Source organism: Fischerella sp. PCC 9605, assembly GCF_000517105.1.
Classification (GTDB): Bacteria; Cyanobacteriota; Cyanobacteriia; order Cyanobacteriales; family Nostocaceae; genus PCC9605.
On record NZ_KI912150.1, the window covers coordinates 213875 to 234287 of the forward strand.

Below are 20413 nucleotides of genomic sequence, written 5' to 3' on the forward strand. Positions count from 1 at the left end.
ATGAAAAACTAACACAGGCTTAATTAAGAAGTAAGTAGGCTCCTCTATATAAGAGAATTTGAGTAAAGCTAAGCTAAAGCTTGCATTACTCAACTAAATGGTGTTTTTCCCTAGAAACAGGAATGTAGTGAGGAGCGCTCTCAAAGACCTGTTGTGGGTTGATTGGAGACTACAATCTAGGGGCTGCCGGTTGGAGATGGACTGGCGGTAGTAGCAGGATTAGTACCAGGAGTAGTAGCAGGGGTAGTACCAGGAGTAGCGCCAGTATCAGCAGGTTCGCCGCCTGGAGTAGTTGGAGCAGTGGTATCGCCACCACCACCTTCACAAGCTCCGAGAGCAGCAGCTAGACCGAGTAAGAGAGCAAAACCAAAGATTTTTATCTTCATAACTCCTCTGTCACCAAATGCGGCAATAACGATTTTAGGCCTGTTTAACAATAACAATGTTAGGCCTTTGAATAAGATACCTCATTTGTCGTTTTTTTTTAAATTATTTCAGGTTAGATCTTTAAAGGCAATCTTTATATTTTTGAGTAGATTTGGTAAATATCATGCTCAAAGCTACAACATAATTTTTCACAATTAAAATTGCCAAAATTTATAATCAGGAGAGTTATTATACCAAAAAACATGCTTATTAAGCAAGCTCTTGCCCTTGGAGTTTCGCATTGCCATACTTGGATGCGATGTGAATGCTTAAATTGGGTACTGGGTACTGGGTATTGGTGATTGGGGATTGGGTACTGGGTATAGGGAGAAGATTCTTCTTATTTCCTAGTCCCCAGTCACCAGTCCCTAATCCCCAGTCCCTATAAAACACTATATTTTCATTCCAAAAAAGTTATGGTTGTTGCTCGCAAATCAGATGTTTCTGCAAAGCGCAGTTGGTTCCGCCAAGATGCTCTGTTTTCGAGAAATACTCGCAGAGGAAGGCGATTCCAGTCGATGGAAACTGCCACTGAGAAAGACTCGCCTACACCAGTTTCCTCTAGAAGACAAAGGCGATCGCCGCAAAGGGTATCAGATTCTGCACCTTCTGCACCTGTCCCAGATTTAAACAAACAAGCAACGACTCCTTTATGGTTATTGCGTTTGTATGCCTTACATCGTCATTCTGCGATTGTGACGTTTTTGTTGGTAACAGCCACACTCATAGTTTATGGTTGGACGGTATATTCTCAACAACTTTGGGGTAAAGGATACCGCAAGCTGCAAAACTTACAGCGTAACGAGCGACAGTTGACAACAACTAACGAAGTGCTAAAGAACAAAATGGCACAAGAAGCACAAAAACCAGCAGCAGGATTGGTATCTCCATCTCCTGCTGATACAATTTTCTTGCCCCCAGCACCGAAAAATTCTAACTCTACACCATCTACCTCAGATCCAGAATCAAACTCCCAAATACAACAGCAAAGTCTGACACCTGTTGGATATTAAAATCATTAGTCATTAGTCATTAGTCATTAGTCATTGGTCATTAGTCATTAGTTCTTCGACAATGACTAATGACAAAGGACAATTTTTATGCAAAAGTCTCCAGGTAGAAGAAAATTCAGAAATTCTCCGAAAGCAGAATTCCCCAAGCGACAGCGTCGGAAAACAATACGAGGGTTTTTTCCTTCGTTTACCTCTAATATGCAACCGCAAACACCCAACATTAAAACCCGACTCTTTCTAGCTTGGGGTGTGTTAATTGCGGCTGGGATGGGGCTGGCTTTCAATTTATACAATTTGCAAATTATACGCGGGCCAAAGCTGACGCAGAGAGCACGCAATCAGCAGATGGTGAATTTACGACCTTTTGTGCCTCGTCGCAAAATGATAGCTCGTAATGGGGATGTATTGGCGATTGATCGACCAGTGTATACTGTCTACGCCCATCCGAAGCTGTTTGGCAAATCTAACCAACAAATGGCAAAACAGCTTGCCCCCATAGTAGATAAAGAAGCTGCTGAGTTAGCGAACAAGTTTGAAAGTAAAAAAAGTGGTATTTTGCTTGCCTCGGCAATGCCTGAAGAAATAGCCGATCAGATTATTTCATTGCGCCTCAATGGTTTAGAGTTGATCCCCAAATACTCCCGATTTTATCCACAACAAGATTTGGTGGCGGAAGTAGTAGGCTATGTCAATGTTGACCGTCGAGGTCAGGCAGGTGTGGAATATAGTCAGGAGAAGTTGCTAGAACGTCCAATGCAAACTGTACGGCTGAGTAAGTCTGGTAATGGTATGCTGATGCCAGATCATGCTCCAGATGGTTTTCCGCATTCTGATAATTTGCAACTGCAACTAACTATTGATAGTCGCTTGCAACGAACTGCTCGTACAGTACTCAAGGAACAGATGGATAAATACCGTGCCAAACGCGGTGCGGTAATTGTGATGGATGCGTGGGATGGTTCCCTACTATCACTGGTTTGTTTGCCTACTTATAATCCCAATGAATACTCCAAAGCTGATATCTCGCTGTTCAAAAACTGGACTGTGGCGGATCTCTATGAACCAGGTTCTACATTTAAACCTCTGAACGTAGCGATCGCCCTTGAAAATGGCATCATCAAACCTGACGATGTTTTTAATGACCCCGGTTATATTCAAGTAGGCGATCGCACAATCAAAAATTCTGAAAACAAAAGTTACGGACGGATTAACATCGCCCAGATTCTCCAACACTCCAGCAACATTGGCATGGTACAAATCATGCAACGATTGCAGCCTTCTGTCTACTATAGTTGGTTGGAGCGGTTGGGACTTGGACAATCAGTGGCTACCGATCTACCCTTTGTTGTCAGCAGTCAACTTAAAAGTCAAGATAAATTTATTGCCACACCAATCGAACCAGCAACTACCTCCTTTGGTCAAGGTTTCTCGCTCACACCCTTGCAGCTGGCACAAATGGAGGGAGCCTTAGCCAATGGTGGTAAATTAGTCACACCCTATGTAGTCAAGGGTTTGGTAGATAGTAAAGATCAGATACACTATACGCCTACAAGACCAGCACCACGACAAATTTTTTCGTCTGCAACCACTCAACGAGTAGTAGAAATGATGGAAACTGTAGTCGCAGACGGTAGCGGCAAAGCATCAAAAATTCCAGGTTATCGCATCGCTGGCAAAACTGGTACAGCTCAAAAAGCTAGTAGTTCCGGAGGTTACATGAGCGGTGCAAAAATCACCAGCTTTGTAGGTATATTGCCTGTAGAAGCACCCCGCTATGTAGTGTTGGCATTGGTGGATGAACCACAAGGTGAGAATGCTTTTGGTGGTACCGTCGCCGCACCAATTGTGAAAGCAGTGATGGAAACATTGATTACAATTGAACAGATTCCGCCCAGCCAGCCAATTAATCAATAGTTAGTGGTTAGTGGTTAGTGGTTAGTGGTTATTCTCCCCATCTCCCCATCTCCCCATCTCTCCTGCCCCTTTGGGTAGAATATTTGAACTACTGCTTAATTTTTCTTTATAACTATAGAGAGAAGTAGAGAAAGCTACTAAATGGGAATCTAAGTATAAGAAGTAGAACTCGTTTACATCGAGTGCAAAGTAACCAAAGATTCCATGCAGAGCAAGTTATCGACATCACCTTTCGCTCTTACTGCGGAAGGCGTCAAGCAAATAAGAGTAAACAAAGCTACTAATTATCATTTGGCCGAGCAACAATTTATAGAACTGCTCGTAATAGATAATTTAGATAAAAAACTAGATCAAGAACCCGCACTCAAGAGTGAGTTTGAACGCACTCTCTCTATAGCAATTGACGTTGCTTATCAGAACGGTTCTGGCGATCGCGCAGCCCATCGCTTTCTCCAGCGCGTACTTTATCGAATTAATCGCCTGAATCTGTTTTGGTATGATGATTTGCGGCATTATACTAACGAGCGATCGCTCTATCTGTATAAGGTGCGTGACCTAATTGAGGCGGCTTGGCAAGAATGGGAACTGGCACAAATTAATGTCGCAGCATTGCAACAATTGGATGTCAAGCAAGCCCTGATTGAACGCTGTGCGTATGATTTAGATCCGCCACTTTCAGACGAAAGCCGCTACATCCGCGAACAAATGAGCGAGGCTGGCTATCGTCATTTGCTGGCGATTGGCTCATTTGATGGCTTAGTCGAAGGTAGTCGCCTTTCCCGCATTCTCGGTGGCGCTGCTAATGAAGTGCAATGTACCCTCGTGCGTGTATTGCTAGAAGAATACGGTAACGGTCGCTTCTCTCGCAAGCATTCTACATTTTTTGCCCAAATGCTTGACGAGTTTGGCATGAACACCGAACCAGAAGGATATTTTGATTTAGTACCTTGGGAAGTTTTGGCTTGTGCCAATCATAACTTTTTGATGACTGAGTGCAAGCGTCATTTCCTGCGTTACTGCGGTGGATTGACGTATTTTGAAGTGGCGGGGCCTGCGGCTTACAGAAATTATCTAACGGTAGCGCAACGACTGGGATTATCTGATGCGGCAATGGGTTATTGGGAATTACATATCCGAGAAGATGAACGTCACGGTCGTTGGATGTTGGATGATGTAGCATTGCCTTTAGCCCAAATGTATCCCGAGGATGCGTGGGAACTGGTGCTGGGGTACGATCAAGAGAAACTAATGGGCGATCGCGCTGCCAAAGCTGTTGTCGAAGCGATACGTGAAGCAGAACAAAGCACTGTATGTGCGTAAGAATTTTCCAACAATCTTAATGTCACATTTCTAAATCATTCCTATTCCTTTAGTCAAACATTGCCTGCTAAAGGAAAATTTTGCACTGAAATTTTTCTTGGTGTCTTTGTGTCTTTGTGGTGAAAAAGAATGATTGAAACACCAAGACACTAAGACACAAAGAGGAAAATAGTCTTCTCTACTAAGATTTGGGTTCGTTTTTTACCTACCTTGACAGGGCTAGGTATAAGCCCTACCTACACCTAAGTTATTGTAACTACTTGCATATTCCAATGAAAGACATATTTTTTTGCCCAGAAGAATCTAATTTCTACTCAAATTGCTTGGAAAACTTTGCTTTGAGGAATTGTAAAAAATCTGAGTGTATTGTTGAATTCGGGTCGGGAGATGGTAGTCCGGTTATTAATTCTCTACTGAGAAATCGATTTGATGGTGTGATTCATGGATTTGAACTCAATACCTCTGCTTGGAAAGCTGCCAATTCAACGATTGACGAATATAATCTTAGCCATAAATACATTATTCATAATTCATGTCTATTTGAATCTTCCCAAATAGAAGGTGAGTATCTTGTAGCCAATCCACCCTATATCCCTGCACCAGATCGGGATATTTACATGCCACTTTTATTTGGAGGTATAGACGGAGCTACAGTTACTAATGAGCTTTTGTCATTAGGTTATGAAAATGTTGTACTTTTAATATCTAGCTTTTCCAATCCTAAAAGTACAATTGAATATGCCAAAGCTCATGGTTATTGTGTGAATAGTTTTTTAGTTTTACCTTTGCGGTTCGGCTATTATAGCTCTGAAGCAAAAGTCAAAAAACACATAGAAGAATTACGCAAACACAAAATCGCGTTTTCTTCAGATGATTATTACTTTCTAGCTGGTGTTTTATTCAAAAAGCGTCAAGAAGAATCTGTGGTTGATTTATCTAATGAGCTAGCACAAGTAATGACAAGCCTAGTAAATTAGACTTTCAATTTTCGCAAATGAAGATTACAAGCATTACAAGCATAAGTTTTTGCTTCAAAATCACGACAGCTGATAGCTTCTTCTGTACAAGCCTTAATTGGATGTACCGTGCATTTTAGGCGATAGTCATTGGTGAAATATTCACAACCAGAACAAGGTATTTGATGCAGTTTTTTCAAGTGATTGATTCCTTTTCTCATGGAAATCACAATACTGCAAAAACCTAAAAGAGCGATCGCCCAAGCACAGAAGCCACAAAAAACATTACCCAGCATGATTTATCCTTCAAAAAATTTCCAAAAAATTGCCCGCAGCTAACTGCTGTAAACCGCAGGCATAAAACATTATGGGGAAAGTGAACTCAGCTTAAGCTTGACGAGAACGCCAAGAATGCCATGAATAACCCGCAAGCGCCAATACACCTAACAAGAACTGGATAAATACCGAACCAAGACGCTTATCGCCGTAAAATTCTTTTGGGAAAACTGTCGTGTTATGCTCTACAAAAATTGCAGAAATAAAAGCCATTAAAGCTAAACCAAGTAAGCTATAGGCTAGAATGCCCTCACCGTTTTCAATCGGCAAAATTCGTCTAGCCCATACAAAAGGCTGCACAAGTATATGCCACACACCACCTAAAATTAGTATTAACCCAATCCAAATGTGACCACCGATAACATCTTCTAGGTTGTCAACACTTGCCATACCCAAAATATTCCAATCACCGTCTTTTAGTCCTACCAAATATCCAAAGATTGTCGCTGGGTTAAGCGTTGGGTTGCTAATTAAACGCACATCTTGGATGTGAGTATCATAAATTCCGCCAAAAAACATTGCTTTTAGCACGAGTAGAAATGCACCAAAGCCTAAAAGAATTAGGTGATGACCCAAGATAATACCAAGCTTTTTTGGGTCATTCCATTCATAGTGAAATTTAGCAACTAATCCTCCGCCATTATGTAAAATTGCTGGAGCGCGAAAAACATGGAAAAGCCCACCAGCACCCAAAACAGCAGATGCTATTAAATGCAAAATTCCAATGACAAAATAAGGATAAGTATCGACTACTTCACCCCCAACCCCTACACCCCACCCCAAAGTTGCTAAGTGGGGTAACACAGTCAATTTCTGCTCATACATTGGTATATCAGGGACAAAGCGTGTCACCTCTGATATGGTAGTTGCTCCTGCCCAAAACATTATCAAACCTGCATGAGCAATGTGAGCACCTAGTAGTTGACCTGACAAATCAATTAAACGGGCATTACCAATTAACCAAGGTAAATTTGTTCTTGCTGCGAATGTTTTTTCAGTAGAAATTGTCACAGTTGAATACCTTTTAGAATATGGAATTTTGAATGATGAAAAGGTACTGGGGATCGGGGATTGGGTACTGGGTATTGGGTATTGGGGAAAGCTGGGGATTAGTTACTGGATATTGGAAGAAGATTCTTCTCATCTGCTACCTAGTCCCCAGTCTCTAGTCCCCAATCCCTAATCCCTAGTCCCCAGTCTTAAGAAATAGTTTCAACGGCATTTAATGCCTGTTCAACTCGTTTGAAGTTAAAGCCTATTGCCCGCAGTGCGTGCCAGAGATGACCTTGTAAGAAGAAGAAAGCTAGGAAGAAATGGGCGTTTGCTAACCATGCTCTGGCAGTATGATTTCCATAAGGTAACTGTACGGTGTCGGCAAAATAGGGACAAACACCAAACTTGAGTTCTAAAGGAGCTCCATAAAATTCCACAGGATAGGCTAGAGTGTTAACTGCACAAAAGTAAGCCGCAACAAATCCAGCTAAGGCAATACCACCCAAAGAATAAGAAAGAATTGCTTCGCCGGAAAAGATGAGCAGTTTCTTTGCCCAAGAGAAAGGCTCTGTGAGAATGTGCCACACACCACCGACAATTAGGAGTAAGCCTACATAAATGTGACCACCGACTAAATCTTCTAAGTTGTCAACAGTCGCAAAGTGAGTTTGATAGCCAAAAATGACAAATGGGTTAAGGGTGGGATCGGTCACTACCCGGACATCATGAATCGTGGCGTCGTATAGTCCATCCCAGAACATAGCTTTTGCCACTAAAAGCAAAGCCGCAGCACCCAAGAAAATTAGGTGGTGTCCTAAGATAAAGCTGAGTTTCTTTGGGTCATCCCATTCAAAGTGAAATTTACGGGCGCGTCCAGTTGCGTTTTTCAAGTTCTCAGGCCCTTTGAAGGTATGGAACAAGGCACCTGCACCCAAAACAGCAGACGAAATTAGATGTAACGCCCCAATCACAAAATAGGGATAAGTATCAATGATCTGACCGCCTGCTCCCACACCAATACCCAAAGTGGCTAAGTGGGGTAACAAAATTAGCCCCTGCTCTCCCATTGGTATGTTGGGGTTATATCGAGAAATTTCAAACCAAGTAAAAGCCCCTGCCCACAAAGCTGTCAGCGCTGCTTGCGCCACATGAGCACCAATAAATAAGCCAGAAAGGTTAGCGAAGCGGGCGTTACCAGCCCACCAATCATATTTGATGTTGGAATTACCGTAGGTTTGCATTGCCTAGCTGTTTACTCCTTATTGCTATTTATAATCAAGAGATTGCTTCAGTTTTTGCAAAAAATACTTGCTTGTAAACTTGTAAACAAGATCTACAAGCAAGCTCTTTACTTGGATGTTGCTAAGAAACACTGTCAGAGGAAAGACTCGCCTATGGCTATTTTTCGGTTTTAGGAAACCATAAATAACCTATAAACGAATATTCATAGATGAAGTTGCACCCTGAGTCTGTTGAATCTGATAAGCAATACTCTGTAATTTAAAATCAAGTTTATTGAGAATTAGTACTAATAAGCAAGCATATTTACAAAACGTAATATTTTCTAGGCAACTTGGCGTGCGATCGCACTTGCAGTACTTGCGATTCAGCCTGATGGTAAATTTGTATGTATCACTAATGAAATGCTTGCAAAGCCAAATGCGCAGATGGGTAGGTGTTGGAAAAGAGGTTAAGGCAAAAATGGCTGAATTGTTTTTGGTATAAGAATTGAGAGCAATAGCACTACTTCACCCATCCGCGCACCTTGCCTAGACAGAGTTTTAGCCATTTTCACTCTATGCGATCCCAATTTTTAGTGCTATGATTAAACCATCCGCGCTAATGAACCTTGAAAACAGAATACAGATTGGCTTTCGGGCTACCGCAGTTGAAACTTTATCTAATCCCTATTAGGGATTGAAACAAATGTACCTGCATTCACCAAATTAAATCGGAAGTGTTGAAACTTTATCTAATCCCTATTAGGGATTGAAACAGCGAAAAAGAAAAATCTTGCCCCGTTCCAGCGTAGTTGAAACTTTATCTAATCCCTATTAGGGATTGAAACCCCTAATTCCCGAATCATTCCCCCAACGAGGTTGTTGAAACTTTATCTAATCCCTATTAGGGATTGAAACACCCATCGGAAAATCCCGTAATCGTTCGTTTCAGGGTTGAAACTTTATCTAATCCCTATTAGGGATTGAAACTGCAAGCGAAAAGCATAACAGCGGAGAAAAGGAAGTTGAAACTTTATCTAATCCCTATTAGGGATTGAAACCATTCAGTACCTTGATGGTAGAACTCGTAGGATACGTTGAAACTTTATCTAATCCCTATTAGGGATTGAAACGAGTCGCTCGCTGCCTTCCTGAGTGCCTTTAAGAAGTTGAAACTTTATCTAATCCCTATTAGGGATTGAAACATAAAATCCATGATCTGCAAAATCTCCATCAATTGTTGAAACTTTATCTAATCCCTATTAGGGATTGAAACATTCCGTACAAGCCACTTTAACCACCATCCAGGAGTTGAAACTTTATCTAATCCCTATTAGGGATTGAAACAGCCCAGAGACTACCGAGACCTTCAGACCATTAGGTTGAAACTTTATCTAATCCCTATTAGGGATTGAAACTCCTGAGGATGCCTCCCGATAGATATATTGGTATCGTTGAAACTTTATCTAATCCCTATTAGGGATTGAAACGTGAGAAAGGAATACGGCAAAGATGCCTTCAATCCGGTTGAAACTTTATCTAATCCCTATTAGGGATTGAAACGCACTAACCTATACGACCCCTCACATTATATTGGGGTTGAAACTTTATCTAATCCCTATTAGGGATTGAAACCAGGAACAAAAAGCCATTAGGGTAGCGAAAGCAGGTTGAAACTTTATCTAATCCCTATTAGGGATTGAAACCAGCTTAAGAGAGTATGGTATCCCCCTTAGAGGTAGAGCGTTGAAACTTTATCTAATCCCTATTAGGGATTGAAACATTTCTCCTTCGAGATGAAGGAGAATTTCATTCAGTGTTGAAACTTTATCTAATCCCTATTAGGGATTGAAACATATACTTCTAGGAAGAAGCCTACCTCCTCAAAGTTGAAACTTTATCTAATCCCTATTAGGGATTGAAACATCAACTTTTAAAAAGCTCTCTCAATCATCAGAGTTGAAACTTTATCTAATCCCTATTAGGGATTGAAACCCTGATGACTGGCCGCATTGAGGATCTGATAGTTGTTGAAACTTTATCTAATCCCTATTAGGGATTGAAACACAGCGCAAAATCAATAGTATTTTTGTTGGCAAGCGAGGCAAGTTGAAACTTTATCTAATCCCTATTAGGGATTGAAACTTCCAAATGCCATGCCTGGATAAGCGGTTCTAAGTTGAAACTTTATCTAATCCCTATTAGGGATTGAAACAATAGGTCTGTAGTCTGTCTGCAGACTACAGCAATGGTTGAAACTTTATCTAATCCCTATTAGGGATTGAAACAGCGGCTTTTATCGGGGTATCGGGAACGGGGTAGAAAAAGTTGAAACTTTATCTAATCCCTATTAGGGATTGAAACCGAGGAAAGAAAGGCTTCTTCCTCGGCTTCTGGGGTAGTTGAAACTTTATCTAATCCCTATTAGGGATTGAAACGAATGATTTATTTCTCTAAAGTGCTGAACATACGAGGTTGAAACTTTATCTAATCCCTATTAGGGATTGAAACCGTCGCTCTCTTTATTAAGTGCTTTAGTAGCACTTGTTGAAACTTTATCTAATCCCTATTAGGGATTGAAACTTCGGGACGAAGAAGCCAATAATTGTTGTTTTTAATTGCATCTGCAAGTCTCATAATCTTTGTTTAGTACAGACTTGCAGACTTTTTTAGCCTATTTTCTCGCATGTAGCGATCGCTTAAGTAAGTGCCATTCCACCATATAAGGGTAGTAGTGTACATAATTACTACAGCTACTTTTTGTTTACACGTACAGAAATAGCCGTATCAGGATTATCGCTAAATACACCATCAATTCCTAAATTAAAAAACAATTCATACTCCCCTTGAGGGTTTCCTTGCAAGTCCGGTGGCAAAAAGAAATCTTCATTTCGTAAAGTCCAAACATGAACCAATAAATTAGCCTTATGAGCATTGCTGATTAAAGATGTCGGCGACAGCAATTTACCCTCACTATCTTTAGGTAAAAGCAGGTTTTTATGAATACCGATCGCTTGAGCATATCTAGAAATTTCCCTTAACCCTTCCGCAGTTGCTAAATCCACATAAGTACGCTCATCACCACTTACCACAAAATCATAAGGTTTGCCGCTGACATTGAGCAGTTGCACTAGAGGTAAATCAGTTTTTATAGACAATTCTTGCAAATTACTAACTTCAAAACACTGGATAAAAATAGGTGCATTACTTCCCTCGTAACCATTCGCTTGCAAATTTACAACTAGAGTTTCTTCTAATGGTAATCCAATAGATTGAAAATAAGTTGGGTGCTTTGTTTCCGGATAAATACCAATAGTGCGTCCCGTTTCTACACTTTTGTGCTTGACTAAATCGATAACTTCCTGCAAAGTTGGAATTTCCCAGAGTCCATCATAGGCTGTATTTTGAGGGCGCAGTTGAGGAATTCGTTCTTTAGCTCGCAAAGTCTTAATTTCTGCTAGAGTAAAATCTTCGGTAAACCAGCCATTTTTTGCCTCTCCATCAACTACTTTGATAGTTTTACGATTAGCAAACTCTGGGCGAATAGCAACGTCTGTTGTTGCAGAAATTTCGTTTTCGTGGCGAGCAATTAAAATACCATCTTTTGTGATAACTAAGTCTGGTTCAATAAAATCAGCCTCCATATCAATGGCTAATTCATAAGCAGCTAATGTATGTTCTGGTCGATAGCCACTTGCGCCTCTGTGTGCAATTATAATTGGGGGTTTTTGCGTCAAAATTGTAAGCATTAAAAATTAAGGAAAATGGTAAAGGGCAAAAGGCAAAGCTTAAAGAGATATTTTTCTTTAAGTACTCTCTACGATACTAAAGCTGAAAAATCAACAGACAATTTATCTGTATACACTGCGGGAAGCCGCCATGACAGGTGTCTATATCTTTGGTTAAAAATATCTAAAAAATATTTTCTGAAGTAGAGGATTGAGTTCGTTAAATTTGATTAAGCTATATAGCTGGAACTAGGGAGTCAGGAAGGGGAAAGGGCGAAAGGGTAAAGGGGAAAGGAAAAAATAATTCCTTGAACTCTTGCCCTTTTCCCGACTTCTGCAATAAGTCTATTCTTTGGGCGAAAAAGGAGATACATTTGGTGGAACCGATAAAATCGGAAGTAAAACAGCGAGTTCTGGAACTGCGACAATTACTACAACAGGCTAGTTATGCTTATTACGTCCTCGATTCTCCAATTATGGAAGATGCTGTTTACGATCAGCTGTATCGAGAATTGCAAGACTTGGAAACCCAGTATCCAGAATTGGTAACACCGGATAGCCCTACTCAGCGGGTGGGTGAAAAGCCTGCAACACAGTTTACTTCGGTGCGCCACAATATCCCACTGTATAGTTTAGAAAATGCGTTTAACATAGACGAATTGCAGGCTTGGGATCAGCGCTGGCGGCGACAACTATCCCCACAAACAGAAGTAGAGTATGTCTGCGAATTAAAAATTGATGGAAATGCTTTAGCTTTGACTTATGAAAATGGTGTTCTCACCCGAGGTGCTACTAGGGGTGATGGCGTGATAGGTGAAGACATCACCCAAAATGTGAGAACAATTCGTTCAATCCCCTTGCGTTTGAATGTAGAGACGTTGCATGCAACGTCTCTAGCAGAAAGGGTGGAGGTGCGAGGCGAGGCATTTTTACCTCTAGATGTGTTTAAGCAAATGAATGAAGAAAGGCAAAAAGCGGGCGAGTCGTTATTTGCCAATCCTCGCAACGCCGCGGCTGGTACACTCAGACAGCTAGACTCTCGAATTGTGGCGCGAAGGAGACTAGATTTTTTTGCCTATACGCTGCACATTCCCGGTATGGACGATGCGAGTATCGCCAATACCCAGTGGGAAGCCCTGGAATTACTACAGAAGTTGAGTTTTCGCGTTAATCCCAACAAGCGTCTGTGTGCTTCTTTACAGGAAGTGGCTGAATATTATCAGCATTGGGATACGGAAAGGCTGAATTTACCCTATATGACCGATGGGGTAGTGGTGAAGCTAAATTCCTTTAAACTGCAAGAACAGCTGGGATTTACGCAAAAGTTTCCCCGTTGGGCAGTAGCCCTCAAGTATGCGGCAGAAGAAGCACCCACTCGTGTAGAAAATATCGCGGTGAATGTGGGACGAACAGGGGCGCTGACTCCCTTAGCAGAAATGCGCCCCGTCCAACTAGCAGGAACTACAGTTTCCCGCGCTACTTTACACAACGCCGATCGCATTGCTCAATTAGATATCCGCATCGGCGATACTGTGATTGTCCGCAAAGCTGGGGAAATTATCCCAGAAGTTGTGCGCGTTCTCAAAGAACTGCGTCCCCCAGATACACAACCTTTTGTTATGCCCACTCACTGCCCGGTATGCGGTCAACCCGTAGTGCGGGAAATGGGTGAAGCGGTGACTCGCTGCGTCAATGCTTCCTGTCCGGCTATTCTCAAAGGGGCAATCGAACATTGGGTAAGCCGTGATGCCTTAGATATTCGCGGTATCGGCGAAAAACTCGTGCATCAACTCGTAGATAAAGAGTTAGTGCATTCTGTTGCCGATTTATATGATTTGACAGCCGACAAGTTGTATGGATTGGAACGCATGGGGAAAAAGTCGGCTGAGAAATTAGTGGATGCGATCGCCCAATCAAAAAATCAACCTTGGTCAAGGGTATTGTATGGTTTGGGCATCCGTCACGTTGGTAGTGTCAATGCCCAATTGCTAACAGAAAAGTTTAAGAACGTCGAACAGTTGGCAGCAGCACGAGTTTCAGACATTGAAGGTATTTACGGTATCGGTGCGGAAATTGCTGAGTCTGTGTACCAGTGGTTTCGCATTAGCGCCAATCAAGCTTTGATTGAACGCTTGCAAGCAGCTGGGTTGCAACTTGCCTCTACAGAGGAAACGCCAGTAGTAAGCGATCGCAATCAAAAATTGGCGGGTAAGACCTTTGTGATTACTGGTACATTACCAACCTTGAAACGGGATGAAGCAAAGGCATTAATTATAAAAGCTGGTGGAAAAATTACTGAATCTGTAAGTAAAAAAACAGACTATTTAGTTGTGGGAGAAGATGCAGGCTCTAAGTTGGAGAAAGCGCAATCATTGGGAATTATGCAGTTGAGTGAGACGCAGTTATTGGAGATTTTGCAAGGGTAATACCAAATATTTTTTACAACCTTCCTGTATAGCCCGCCTCGCGGGCTTTGTTTTTTAGTTAAAGCTGCCAGAGATTGTATCAATTTCACAACATTTGTTGACAGCTACTAAATATTCATGTCAATTTAAATGACATGAATGTCAAGCATTAATAGGGTAAAGTCTTATGCTTCATCACATCTCGATCGCTGTTGAAAATCCCCAACATGTAGCCGAAGTTTTAGCAGAACTGTGGGGTGGTCGTGCCTATCCTTTTCCCATGTACCCCAACAGCTACATCGCTTTTGCAGGGGATGCTCATGGTACAGCCATTGAAGTCTACCCACTTGGTAGCGAACTTGTTCCAGGTAGACCAGATTTACCAGATTTGCAGTTCAATCGGTCTGACTCCAAATTTAGCGCTACCCATGCCGCTATTTCTGTACCTTTAAACCAAGAACAGATTGAGCAAATTGCTGCCCGTGAGGGTTGGCAAGCTCAACTAGGCGATCGCGGGCCATTTTTCCAAGTGGTGGAACTATGGGTTGAAAACAGCATCTTGCTTGAACTGTTAACCCCTGAAATGGCAGCGCGATACGTTGCTTTCTCCACACCTGAGAATTGGGAAAAATTGGTATTAGCAGCAGCACCCGTGTAAATCAAAAAGCCTTCAGGAGAAGACAAATGCGACAATAAGATGAAATTTATTTTAGAATTGATTTCATGAAAGCTGACATAAATGATCAAGAACAATCAGCTCCTCCAAAGCGCACTTACAACAGCCAACTTCGCAAAAAGCAAGCCTCCCAAACGCGCAATCTGATCCTGAAGGCATTAGCAGAACAATTAGTTATTGACGGTTAGGATTTTGCGATCGCCGATGCAGCTCAACGTGCTGGGGTATCTCCCCGCACAATTTATCGTTATTTTCCCAATAGAGATGCACTGTTGGAAGCTTTGGGACTATGGGTAGACGAACAATTGGGAGATCCTCCTTACCCCAGTTCTCCGGCTGATATTGCGGATATGGTAGAACAAGTCTTCCCTAAGTTTGATGAACAGGCTATGCTAGTGCAGGCTTTGCTGTTATCAGAATTGGGCAAGTCAGTGCGATCGCGACTACGCATCAAACGGCGAGAGTCTGTGGCGCGATCGCTACAGCCAGTTGTTGAACACTTGGATGCAGCCCAAGCAAAAGCAATATGTGCTGTTATCCAACACCTGGCAAGTGCAGAAATGTGGAATGTGATGAAAGATGAATATGGGTTAGATGGTAAAGAATCAGCTAAGGCAGTTGCTTGGGTTGTCCGCACACTGATAGCAGAGTTACAAAGCCAGCAGAAAGGAGGAGTTGGGGAGATGGGGTGATGGGGGGATGGGGAGATGGAGGGATAGGGAGAAAGAAGAATTCTTTTCTCTCCCACTCTCCCACTCTCAAGAACTCTCCCTTGTCTCCGACGTTCTAGGTAATCGAAAAAAATTTAGCTTCCTCCATTCGGGTGAACCTATGGGGTGATGTGCTGATGTTACCGCTTGTTGTAGTATGTTTGTAGTTTGTTGATGCTAGGCGGTAGGTGCTATGACACCTGAATATGAATACAGCAGGCTTGCCAATGCAGAAGATATAAAACGACTGGGGGAAATCCTCAACCAGTGTTTTGTTGGTACACCCGGAGACGAGGAAATCTACATCAACTCTATTGGTGTAGAAAATTTCCGTATCCTTCATCAAAAAGGACAAATAGCTGGTGGACTAGCAATTATCCCGATGAGTCAGTGGTGGGGTAGTCAGCCTGTACCGATGGGGGGGATTGCCGCAGTTGGCATAGCTCCAGAGTATCGTGGTACAGGAGCTGCGATCGCGATGATGCAACACACCCTCAAGGAACTCCATGCTAAGGGTGTACCCATCTCCGTTCTTTTTCCAGCCACACAACGCCTGTACCGCAAAGCCGGATATGAACAGGCAGGGAACTTTTGCACTTGGGAAATTCCTTGTGACACTATCCAAACCAGAGAACAACTACTCCCTGTTGTGCGTGTTCCGTTTACTTTTGAAGTCTTTAGTAAACTTTATCAGCAACAAGCAAGAATTAATAATGGACATCTAGACCGACATCAAGCGATCTGGGAAAGAATCACCCAACCAGATGAGAAAGAAGCTATCTACATTTATCAGATTGGTTCAAAAAACCAACCCGAAGGTTATATCATCTTCAGCCAACATCGCATAGAAGATAGTTCTGTTCTAAGAATCAAAGATTGGGTAATTCTCACAACCGCTGCGGCACAATCTTTCTGGAGTTTTATAGCCAGTCATCGATCGCAAATAGACAAGGTGCGGTGGAGAAGCTCTACTATTGATTCCCTGACTTTACTGCTGCCAGAACAAACTGCCAAGATCAAATCAACAATGCGCTGGATGCTGCGCGTTATAGATGTAGTCAAGGGGCTAGAAAAGCGGGGTTATCCACCAGAAATACAAGCCGAACTCCATCTCAAAATTCAAGATAACCTGTTAGCTGAAAATAATGGTAGGTTTATACTTTCTGTTGCTAACGGACGTGGTGAAGTCAAAAGCGGTGGCAAAGGCGAGTTGCATCTAGATATCAAAGGACTCGCACCCCTCTACACAGGCTTATTTACGCCTCAGCAATTACAGTTAGCAGGAAAATTGGATGCTACAGAAGCAGCTCTCTGGGCAGCTACGCAAATATTTACAGGTGCATCTCCTTGGATGCCGGATTTCTTCTAAATGTTGTTTGTTGTTTGTTGATTTTTGTTAGTTGTTTGGTAATTGTTCCAGCCAACCCTCCGGGTACTCTACGAGAAGCCGCCCTGATGGGCGTCTACGCCAGTTGTACCCTGCGGGAAGCCGCGCTGCGCGCGTCTACATGGGGGAAACCACGGCAGGTGCTACAACGCTTGGTACCCCCGCAACACACTGCCTCCCCAAGACCGCACTGGCTCACCACCAACAAAGAACAAATCCGTTGTTTGTTGTTCGGACTACCAACCACCAACAACTACCATTGACCAATGACTAAAATCCATCAAACTTCCGATCGCTGGCGTCTAGGGTTAGCATTATCGCTATTGACCGTTTTCTTGTGGGGAATTCTACCGATTGCCTTAACAGTGACATTACGTCAAGTAGATGTATACACTGTCACTTGGTTTCGTTTTTTGATTTCGTTTGTTTTGCTAGCAATTTATTTGGGCACGCAAGGGAAATTACCGACACTAAGACAGTTGCGTTCTACGTCTTGGAAATTATTAGCGATCGCCACAATTTTCTTAGCTAGTAATTACATTCTTTACCTCCAGGGTTTAGCATTAACCTCACCCTCGAATGCTCAAGTAATCATCCAGCTAGCGCCTTTGCTCATGGGTTTTGGAGGTTTAGTAATTTTTCGGGAGCATTATACACTGCGTCAGTGGTTTGGCGTAGGTGTTCTGACTGTTGGTTTTATCTTATTTTTTCACGAGCAACTTTTTCAATCTTTCGTAGAAATTTCCCAGTATACAAATTCGTCTAGCATACATCTGGCTACACTAGCAAAATATTTGTCCTTATTTAATGCTCTAGGGATTACCCTGAATGCATCCAATCAATATTTACTGGGAAGCAGTTTAATTGTACTAGCAGCAGCTACATGGGCAGTTTACGCTTTAGCACAAAAACAGTTGTTGCAATCTTTATCTTCTGCCAATATCATGCTGATAATTTATGGAGGATGTACTTTATTTTTCTCGCTTGTTGCTAATCCCAAAATAATTTTATCACTTGATTTATTACATTTTGGAATGTTGATTTTTTGTGCTTTAAATACTTTAATTGCCTATGGTGCTTTTGCTGAATCTCTACAACACTGGGAGGCATCACGAGTCAGCGCAGTCTTGGCTTCCACTCCCATAGTTACTTTATTATCAGTTGGAATTATATCAGTAATAGTACCGAACTTAATATCACCAGAAAAAATCAATTTCATAGGAATTTTGGGGGCAATTTTAGTTGCAACTGGTTCGGTGGCGATCGCCTTAGGTAAACACTCGTAAAAAAATAATTTTTTAAGTAATTTTACTGCTGATTTAATCAAGTTAATAGCACTCTAATATTAGTTTTAAAAATACGGAAGCGCATGTTTTTTTTATCTGTTATGATGTCATGGTTAGCACAAGCTAATTGATTGATTGGCAACCAGATAAGTAATTCATCTTACCTGGTAGAACCTGTTGAGATTCAATTTTGAATTTCTGGGCAAGAGAAAAAATCCAAAAAATACAATACATTTGAGGCGCATCACACGAACCAAATCTAGGGTGTAGGAGTAACTACCACAGCACACGCCTTTTCAACAACATCACTGTGTATAGTTGAACGATGAACAGCTTGTTTGGTAAGTGGGCTAGCACCCTGAGAAAAAATTGGTTGTTGCTGCTTCTCTCAACGGTGCTACCAACATTTGGGTTGAGCTATTCTGCCCTTACAGCACAGCGTATCTATGCGTCTTATTCAGCCTTAGAACGTTCTGTTTCCGTTACAGCTTTAGAAAACTTCGCCAAAAACGGTGTAGTTGATGAAGAATTGGCGGTTTACACACAATTTTTGAAACCAGGACAGCTTCAGGAGTTGCGACGGACACTACTCAGTCCGATTAAAGTTGATCCGGTAGCAGTTTCACAATTCCTCTATACCCCGCAAGGAGAATTTTTGCTGCGGCGCTTGACAGAAGTGATTAGGACTGAATCTCGCCAACCAGAAGCAGGATTTCATGCTTTGCGAGCGGCTTTGATTCTAGCAGCAAAGGAGCCAGAAGGCTTAACGCTATTGAATTTAGTGCGTAAATATCCCAACTCCAGCATTCACATTGATTTGACACGTACTTTAGGAATAGCAGCCGAACTGCAAAAAATGGTCAATGAAACCAACCGTGCTGTCGCAGCAGTTTTCCAAAAGTCAATAAAAGAAACCGCTACTATTCCAGCATCATTGAATCTTTCTCAATTGCCAGATTTACGGCGTCAAGGAAGATTTGTAGCAAAAAAAATGCAGTTGAAGTATTTTGACGGCGCACCGGGACGGGGACGACTTTTATTGACTGATATTTACCTGCCTAACACCCGTACTAAAGTACCTGTAATCGTGATTTCTCATGGATTAGGTACAGACAGCAGTAACTTTCAATACTTAGCCAATTATCTAGCTTCCTACGGTTTGGCTGTCGTCGTTCCTAACCATCCGGGTAGCGATAGTAAACAATTGCGATCGCTATTAAATGGCAGTGCTAGTGAGATAGCACAACCGGAAGAATTTTACAACCGACCTTTGGATATAAAATACATACTAAATCAGCTAGAGGCTGATTCACGACTCAAAAACCGACTAAATTTACAACAAGTAGGAGTATTTGGTCAATCATTAGGTGGTTACACAGCTTTAGCCTTAGCTGGTGCAAAAATTAACTTTGAGCAACTAAATAAAGACTGTAATCAACAGGCGCTTAAACAAAACTGGAATATGTCTTTGTTACTTCAGTGTCGCGCGGTGGATTTGTATGGCAAGGATTATAACTTGCGGGATGAGCGAGTCAAAGCTGTAATAGCAGTTAACCCAATTACTAGTAGCATCTTTGGAGAAACAGGCTTAAGCAAGATCAAAACTCCAGTCATGATTGTCGCCGGCACTGATGATACGATCGCACCAGCTTTATACGAACAAATTCAGCCTTTCTCCTGGATTAATAATTCACAAAAGTATCTTGTTCTGATGGCTGGGGGGACACACTTTTCTGTCATTGGTGAGACTAAAAATAGACAGAACCAGGTAGCATTACCTTCGGATTTAGTAGGGGATAATCCAACCCTGGCGCGTCGTTATATAAATACTTTGAGCTTGCCTTTCTTTGCAACTTATGTAGGCGAAATGTCAAAATATTCTCCCTACCTTAACGCCGCCTATGCTAGATCTATTTCGAGTCAGACTATGGGTTTGAGTCTCATCCAGTCTTTAACTCCAACCGAATTGGCACGAGCCACAGCAAAGTGATTATTTATGTTATTTTCACCTTTGTGTCTTAGTGTCTTTGTGGTTTAAGAAAG

The 20413-nt window shown here is 42.0% G+C and carries 17 protein-coding genes, 1 pseudogene and 1 CRISPR repeat array; of the genes and pseudogenes, 13 read left to right on the plus strand and 5 right to left on the minus strand.

Going from position 1 to position 20413, the window contains the following annotated elements; all coding sequences use genetic code 11:
• Positions 1-176 precede the first annotated feature (176 nt).
• Positions 177-386 (minus strand): hypothetical protein, encoded by a 210-nt coding sequence (locus FIS9605_RS0124305; protein ID WP_026734919.1) that lies wholly within the window; start codon positions 384-386, stop codon positions 177-179.
• A gap of 456 nt (positions 387-842) precedes the next feature.
• Here FIS9605_RS0124305 and FIS9605_RS0124310 point away from each other — a divergent pair, with 456 nt between their 5' ends.
• The 4 genes from FIS9605_RS0124310 (at position 843) to FIS9605_RS0124325 (ending at position 5650) form a co-directional block, all read left to right on the plus strand.
• A complete protein-coding gene (locus FIS9605_RS0124310) occupies positions 843-1439 on the plus strand; it encodes a hypothetical protein (RefSeq protein ID WP_026734920.1) in 597 nt (198 codons plus the stop codon).
• An 87-nt stretch (positions 1440-1526) separates the two neighbouring features.
• Entirely contained in the window at positions 1527-3353 is a 1827-nt protein-coding gene (locus tag FIS9605_RS0124315; protein WP_026734921.1) for a peptidoglycan D,D-transpeptidase FtsI family protein, read from the plus strand.
• Positions 3354-3557: 204 nt separating this feature from the next.
• The gene (locus tag FIS9605_RS0124320) at positions 3558-4673 is read left to right on the plus strand and encodes an iron-containing redox enzyme family protein (protein ID WP_026734922.1); all 1116 of its coding nucleotides are present in this window, start codon (positions 3558-3560) and stop codon (positions 4671-4673) included.
• Between the two features lie 272 nt (positions 4674-4945).
• Complete coding sequence (locus FIS9605_RS0124325; RefSeq protein ID WP_026734923.1) at positions 4946-5650, plus strand: class I SAM-dependent methyltransferase; 705 nt, start codon at positions 4946-4948, stop codon at positions 5648-5650.
• On the opposite strand, the gene FIS9605_RS0124330 is transcribed toward FIS9605_RS0124325, so the two are convergent.
• The 4 genes from FIS9605_RS0124330 to FIS9605_RS0124345 all read right to left on the minus strand — a co-directional run bounded on the left by FIS9605_RS0124330 (position 5647) and on the right by FIS9605_RS0124345 (position 11927).
• Entirely contained in the window at positions 5647-5925 is a 279-nt protein-coding gene (locus tag FIS9605_RS0124330) for a hypothetical protein (protein ID WP_026734924.1), read from the minus strand. The genes FIS9605_RS0124325 and FIS9605_RS0124330 overlap by 4 nt on opposite strands.
• Before the next feature lie 91 nt (positions 5926-6016).
• On the minus strand, positions 6017-6976 hold the full coding sequence (locus tag FIS9605_RS0124335; protein WP_026734925.1) for a chlorophyll a/b binding light-harvesting protein: 960 nt from the start codon (positions 6974-6976) through the stop codon (positions 6017-6019).
• A 188-nt stretch (positions 6977-7164) separates the two neighbouring features.
• Positions 7165-8199 (minus strand): chlorophyll a/b binding light-harvesting protein, encoded by a 1035-nt coding sequence (locus FIS9605_RS0124340; protein WP_026734926.1) that lies wholly within the window; start codon positions 8197-8199, stop codon positions 7165-7167.
• A 646-nt stretch (positions 8200-8845) separates the two neighbouring features.
• A CRISPR array of direct repeats spans positions 8846-10761; the repeat unit is 37 nt; unit sequence GTTGAAACTTTATCTAATCCCTATTAGGGATTGAAAC.
• Between the two features lie 170 nt (positions 10762-10931).
• Positions 10932-11927, minus strand: coding sequence for a glycerophosphodiester phosphodiesterase (locus tag FIS9605_RS0124345; RefSeq protein WP_026734927.1), 996 nt, complete (start codon positions 11925-11927; stop codon positions 10932-10934).
• 356 nt (positions 11928-12283) lie between these two features.
• Here FIS9605_RS0124345 and ligA point away from each other — a divergent pair, with 356 nt between their 5' ends.
• From ligA to FIS9605_RS0124380, 9 genes and pseudogenes are all read left to right on the plus strand, one after another.
• On the plus strand, positions 12284-14332 hold the full coding sequence (gene ligA / locus FIS9605_RS0124350) for an NAD-dependent DNA ligase LigA (protein ID WP_026734928.1): 2049 nt from the start codon (positions 12284-12286) through the stop codon (positions 14330-14332).
• Positions 14333-14498: 166 nt separating this feature from the next.
• Positions 14499-14969 (plus strand): hypothetical protein, encoded by a 471-nt coding sequence (locus FIS9605_RS0124355; protein ID WP_026734929.1) that lies wholly within the window; start codon positions 14499-14501, stop codon positions 14967-14969.
• A gap of 65 nt (positions 14970-15034) precedes the next feature.
• Positions 15035-15175 carry a hypothetical protein gene (locus FIS9605_RS45445; RefSeq protein WP_231510447.1) on the plus strand — a complete coding sequence of 47 codons (141 nt, stop codon included), beginning with the start codon at positions 15035-15037 and terminating at the stop codon, positions 15173-15175.
• 9 nt (positions 15176-15184) lie between these two features.
• Positions 15185-15259: pseudogene (locus FIS9605_RS46175) on the plus strand (helix-turn-helix domain-containing protein); the annotation flags it as partial.
• Positions 15260-15679, plus strand: a complete 420-nt coding sequence (locus FIS9605_RS38005; protein ID WP_231510448.1) for a hypothetical protein — start codon at positions 15260-15262, stop codon at positions 15677-15679.
• Between the two features lie 211 nt (positions 15680-15890).
• Positions 15891-17066: a GNAT family N-acetyltransferase gene (locus tag FIS9605_RS0124365; protein WP_026734930.1), complete on the plus strand. Its 1176-nt coding sequence runs from the start codon at positions 15891-15893 to the stop codon at positions 17064-17066.
• Between the two features lie 14 nt (positions 17067-17080).
• The gene (locus tag FIS9605_RS0124370) at positions 17081-17347 is read left to right on the plus strand and encodes a hypothetical protein (protein ID WP_155960507.1); all 267 of its coding nucleotides are present in this window, start codon (positions 17081-17083) and stop codon (positions 17345-17347) included.
• A 3-nt stretch (positions 17348-17350) separates the two neighbouring features.
• The gene (locus FIS9605_RS0124375) at positions 17351-18370 is read left to right on the plus strand and encodes a DMT family transporter (RefSeq protein WP_026734932.1); all 1020 of its coding nucleotides are present in this window, start codon (positions 17351-17353) and stop codon (positions 18368-18370) included.
• 325 nt (positions 18371-18695) lie between these two features.
• The gene (locus FIS9605_RS0124380; RefSeq protein ID WP_026734933.1) at positions 18696-20360 is read left to right on the plus strand and encodes an alpha/beta hydrolase; all 1665 of its coding nucleotides are present in this window, start codon (positions 18696-18698) and stop codon (positions 20358-20360) included.
• Positions 20361-20413: the final 53 nt, after the last annotated feature.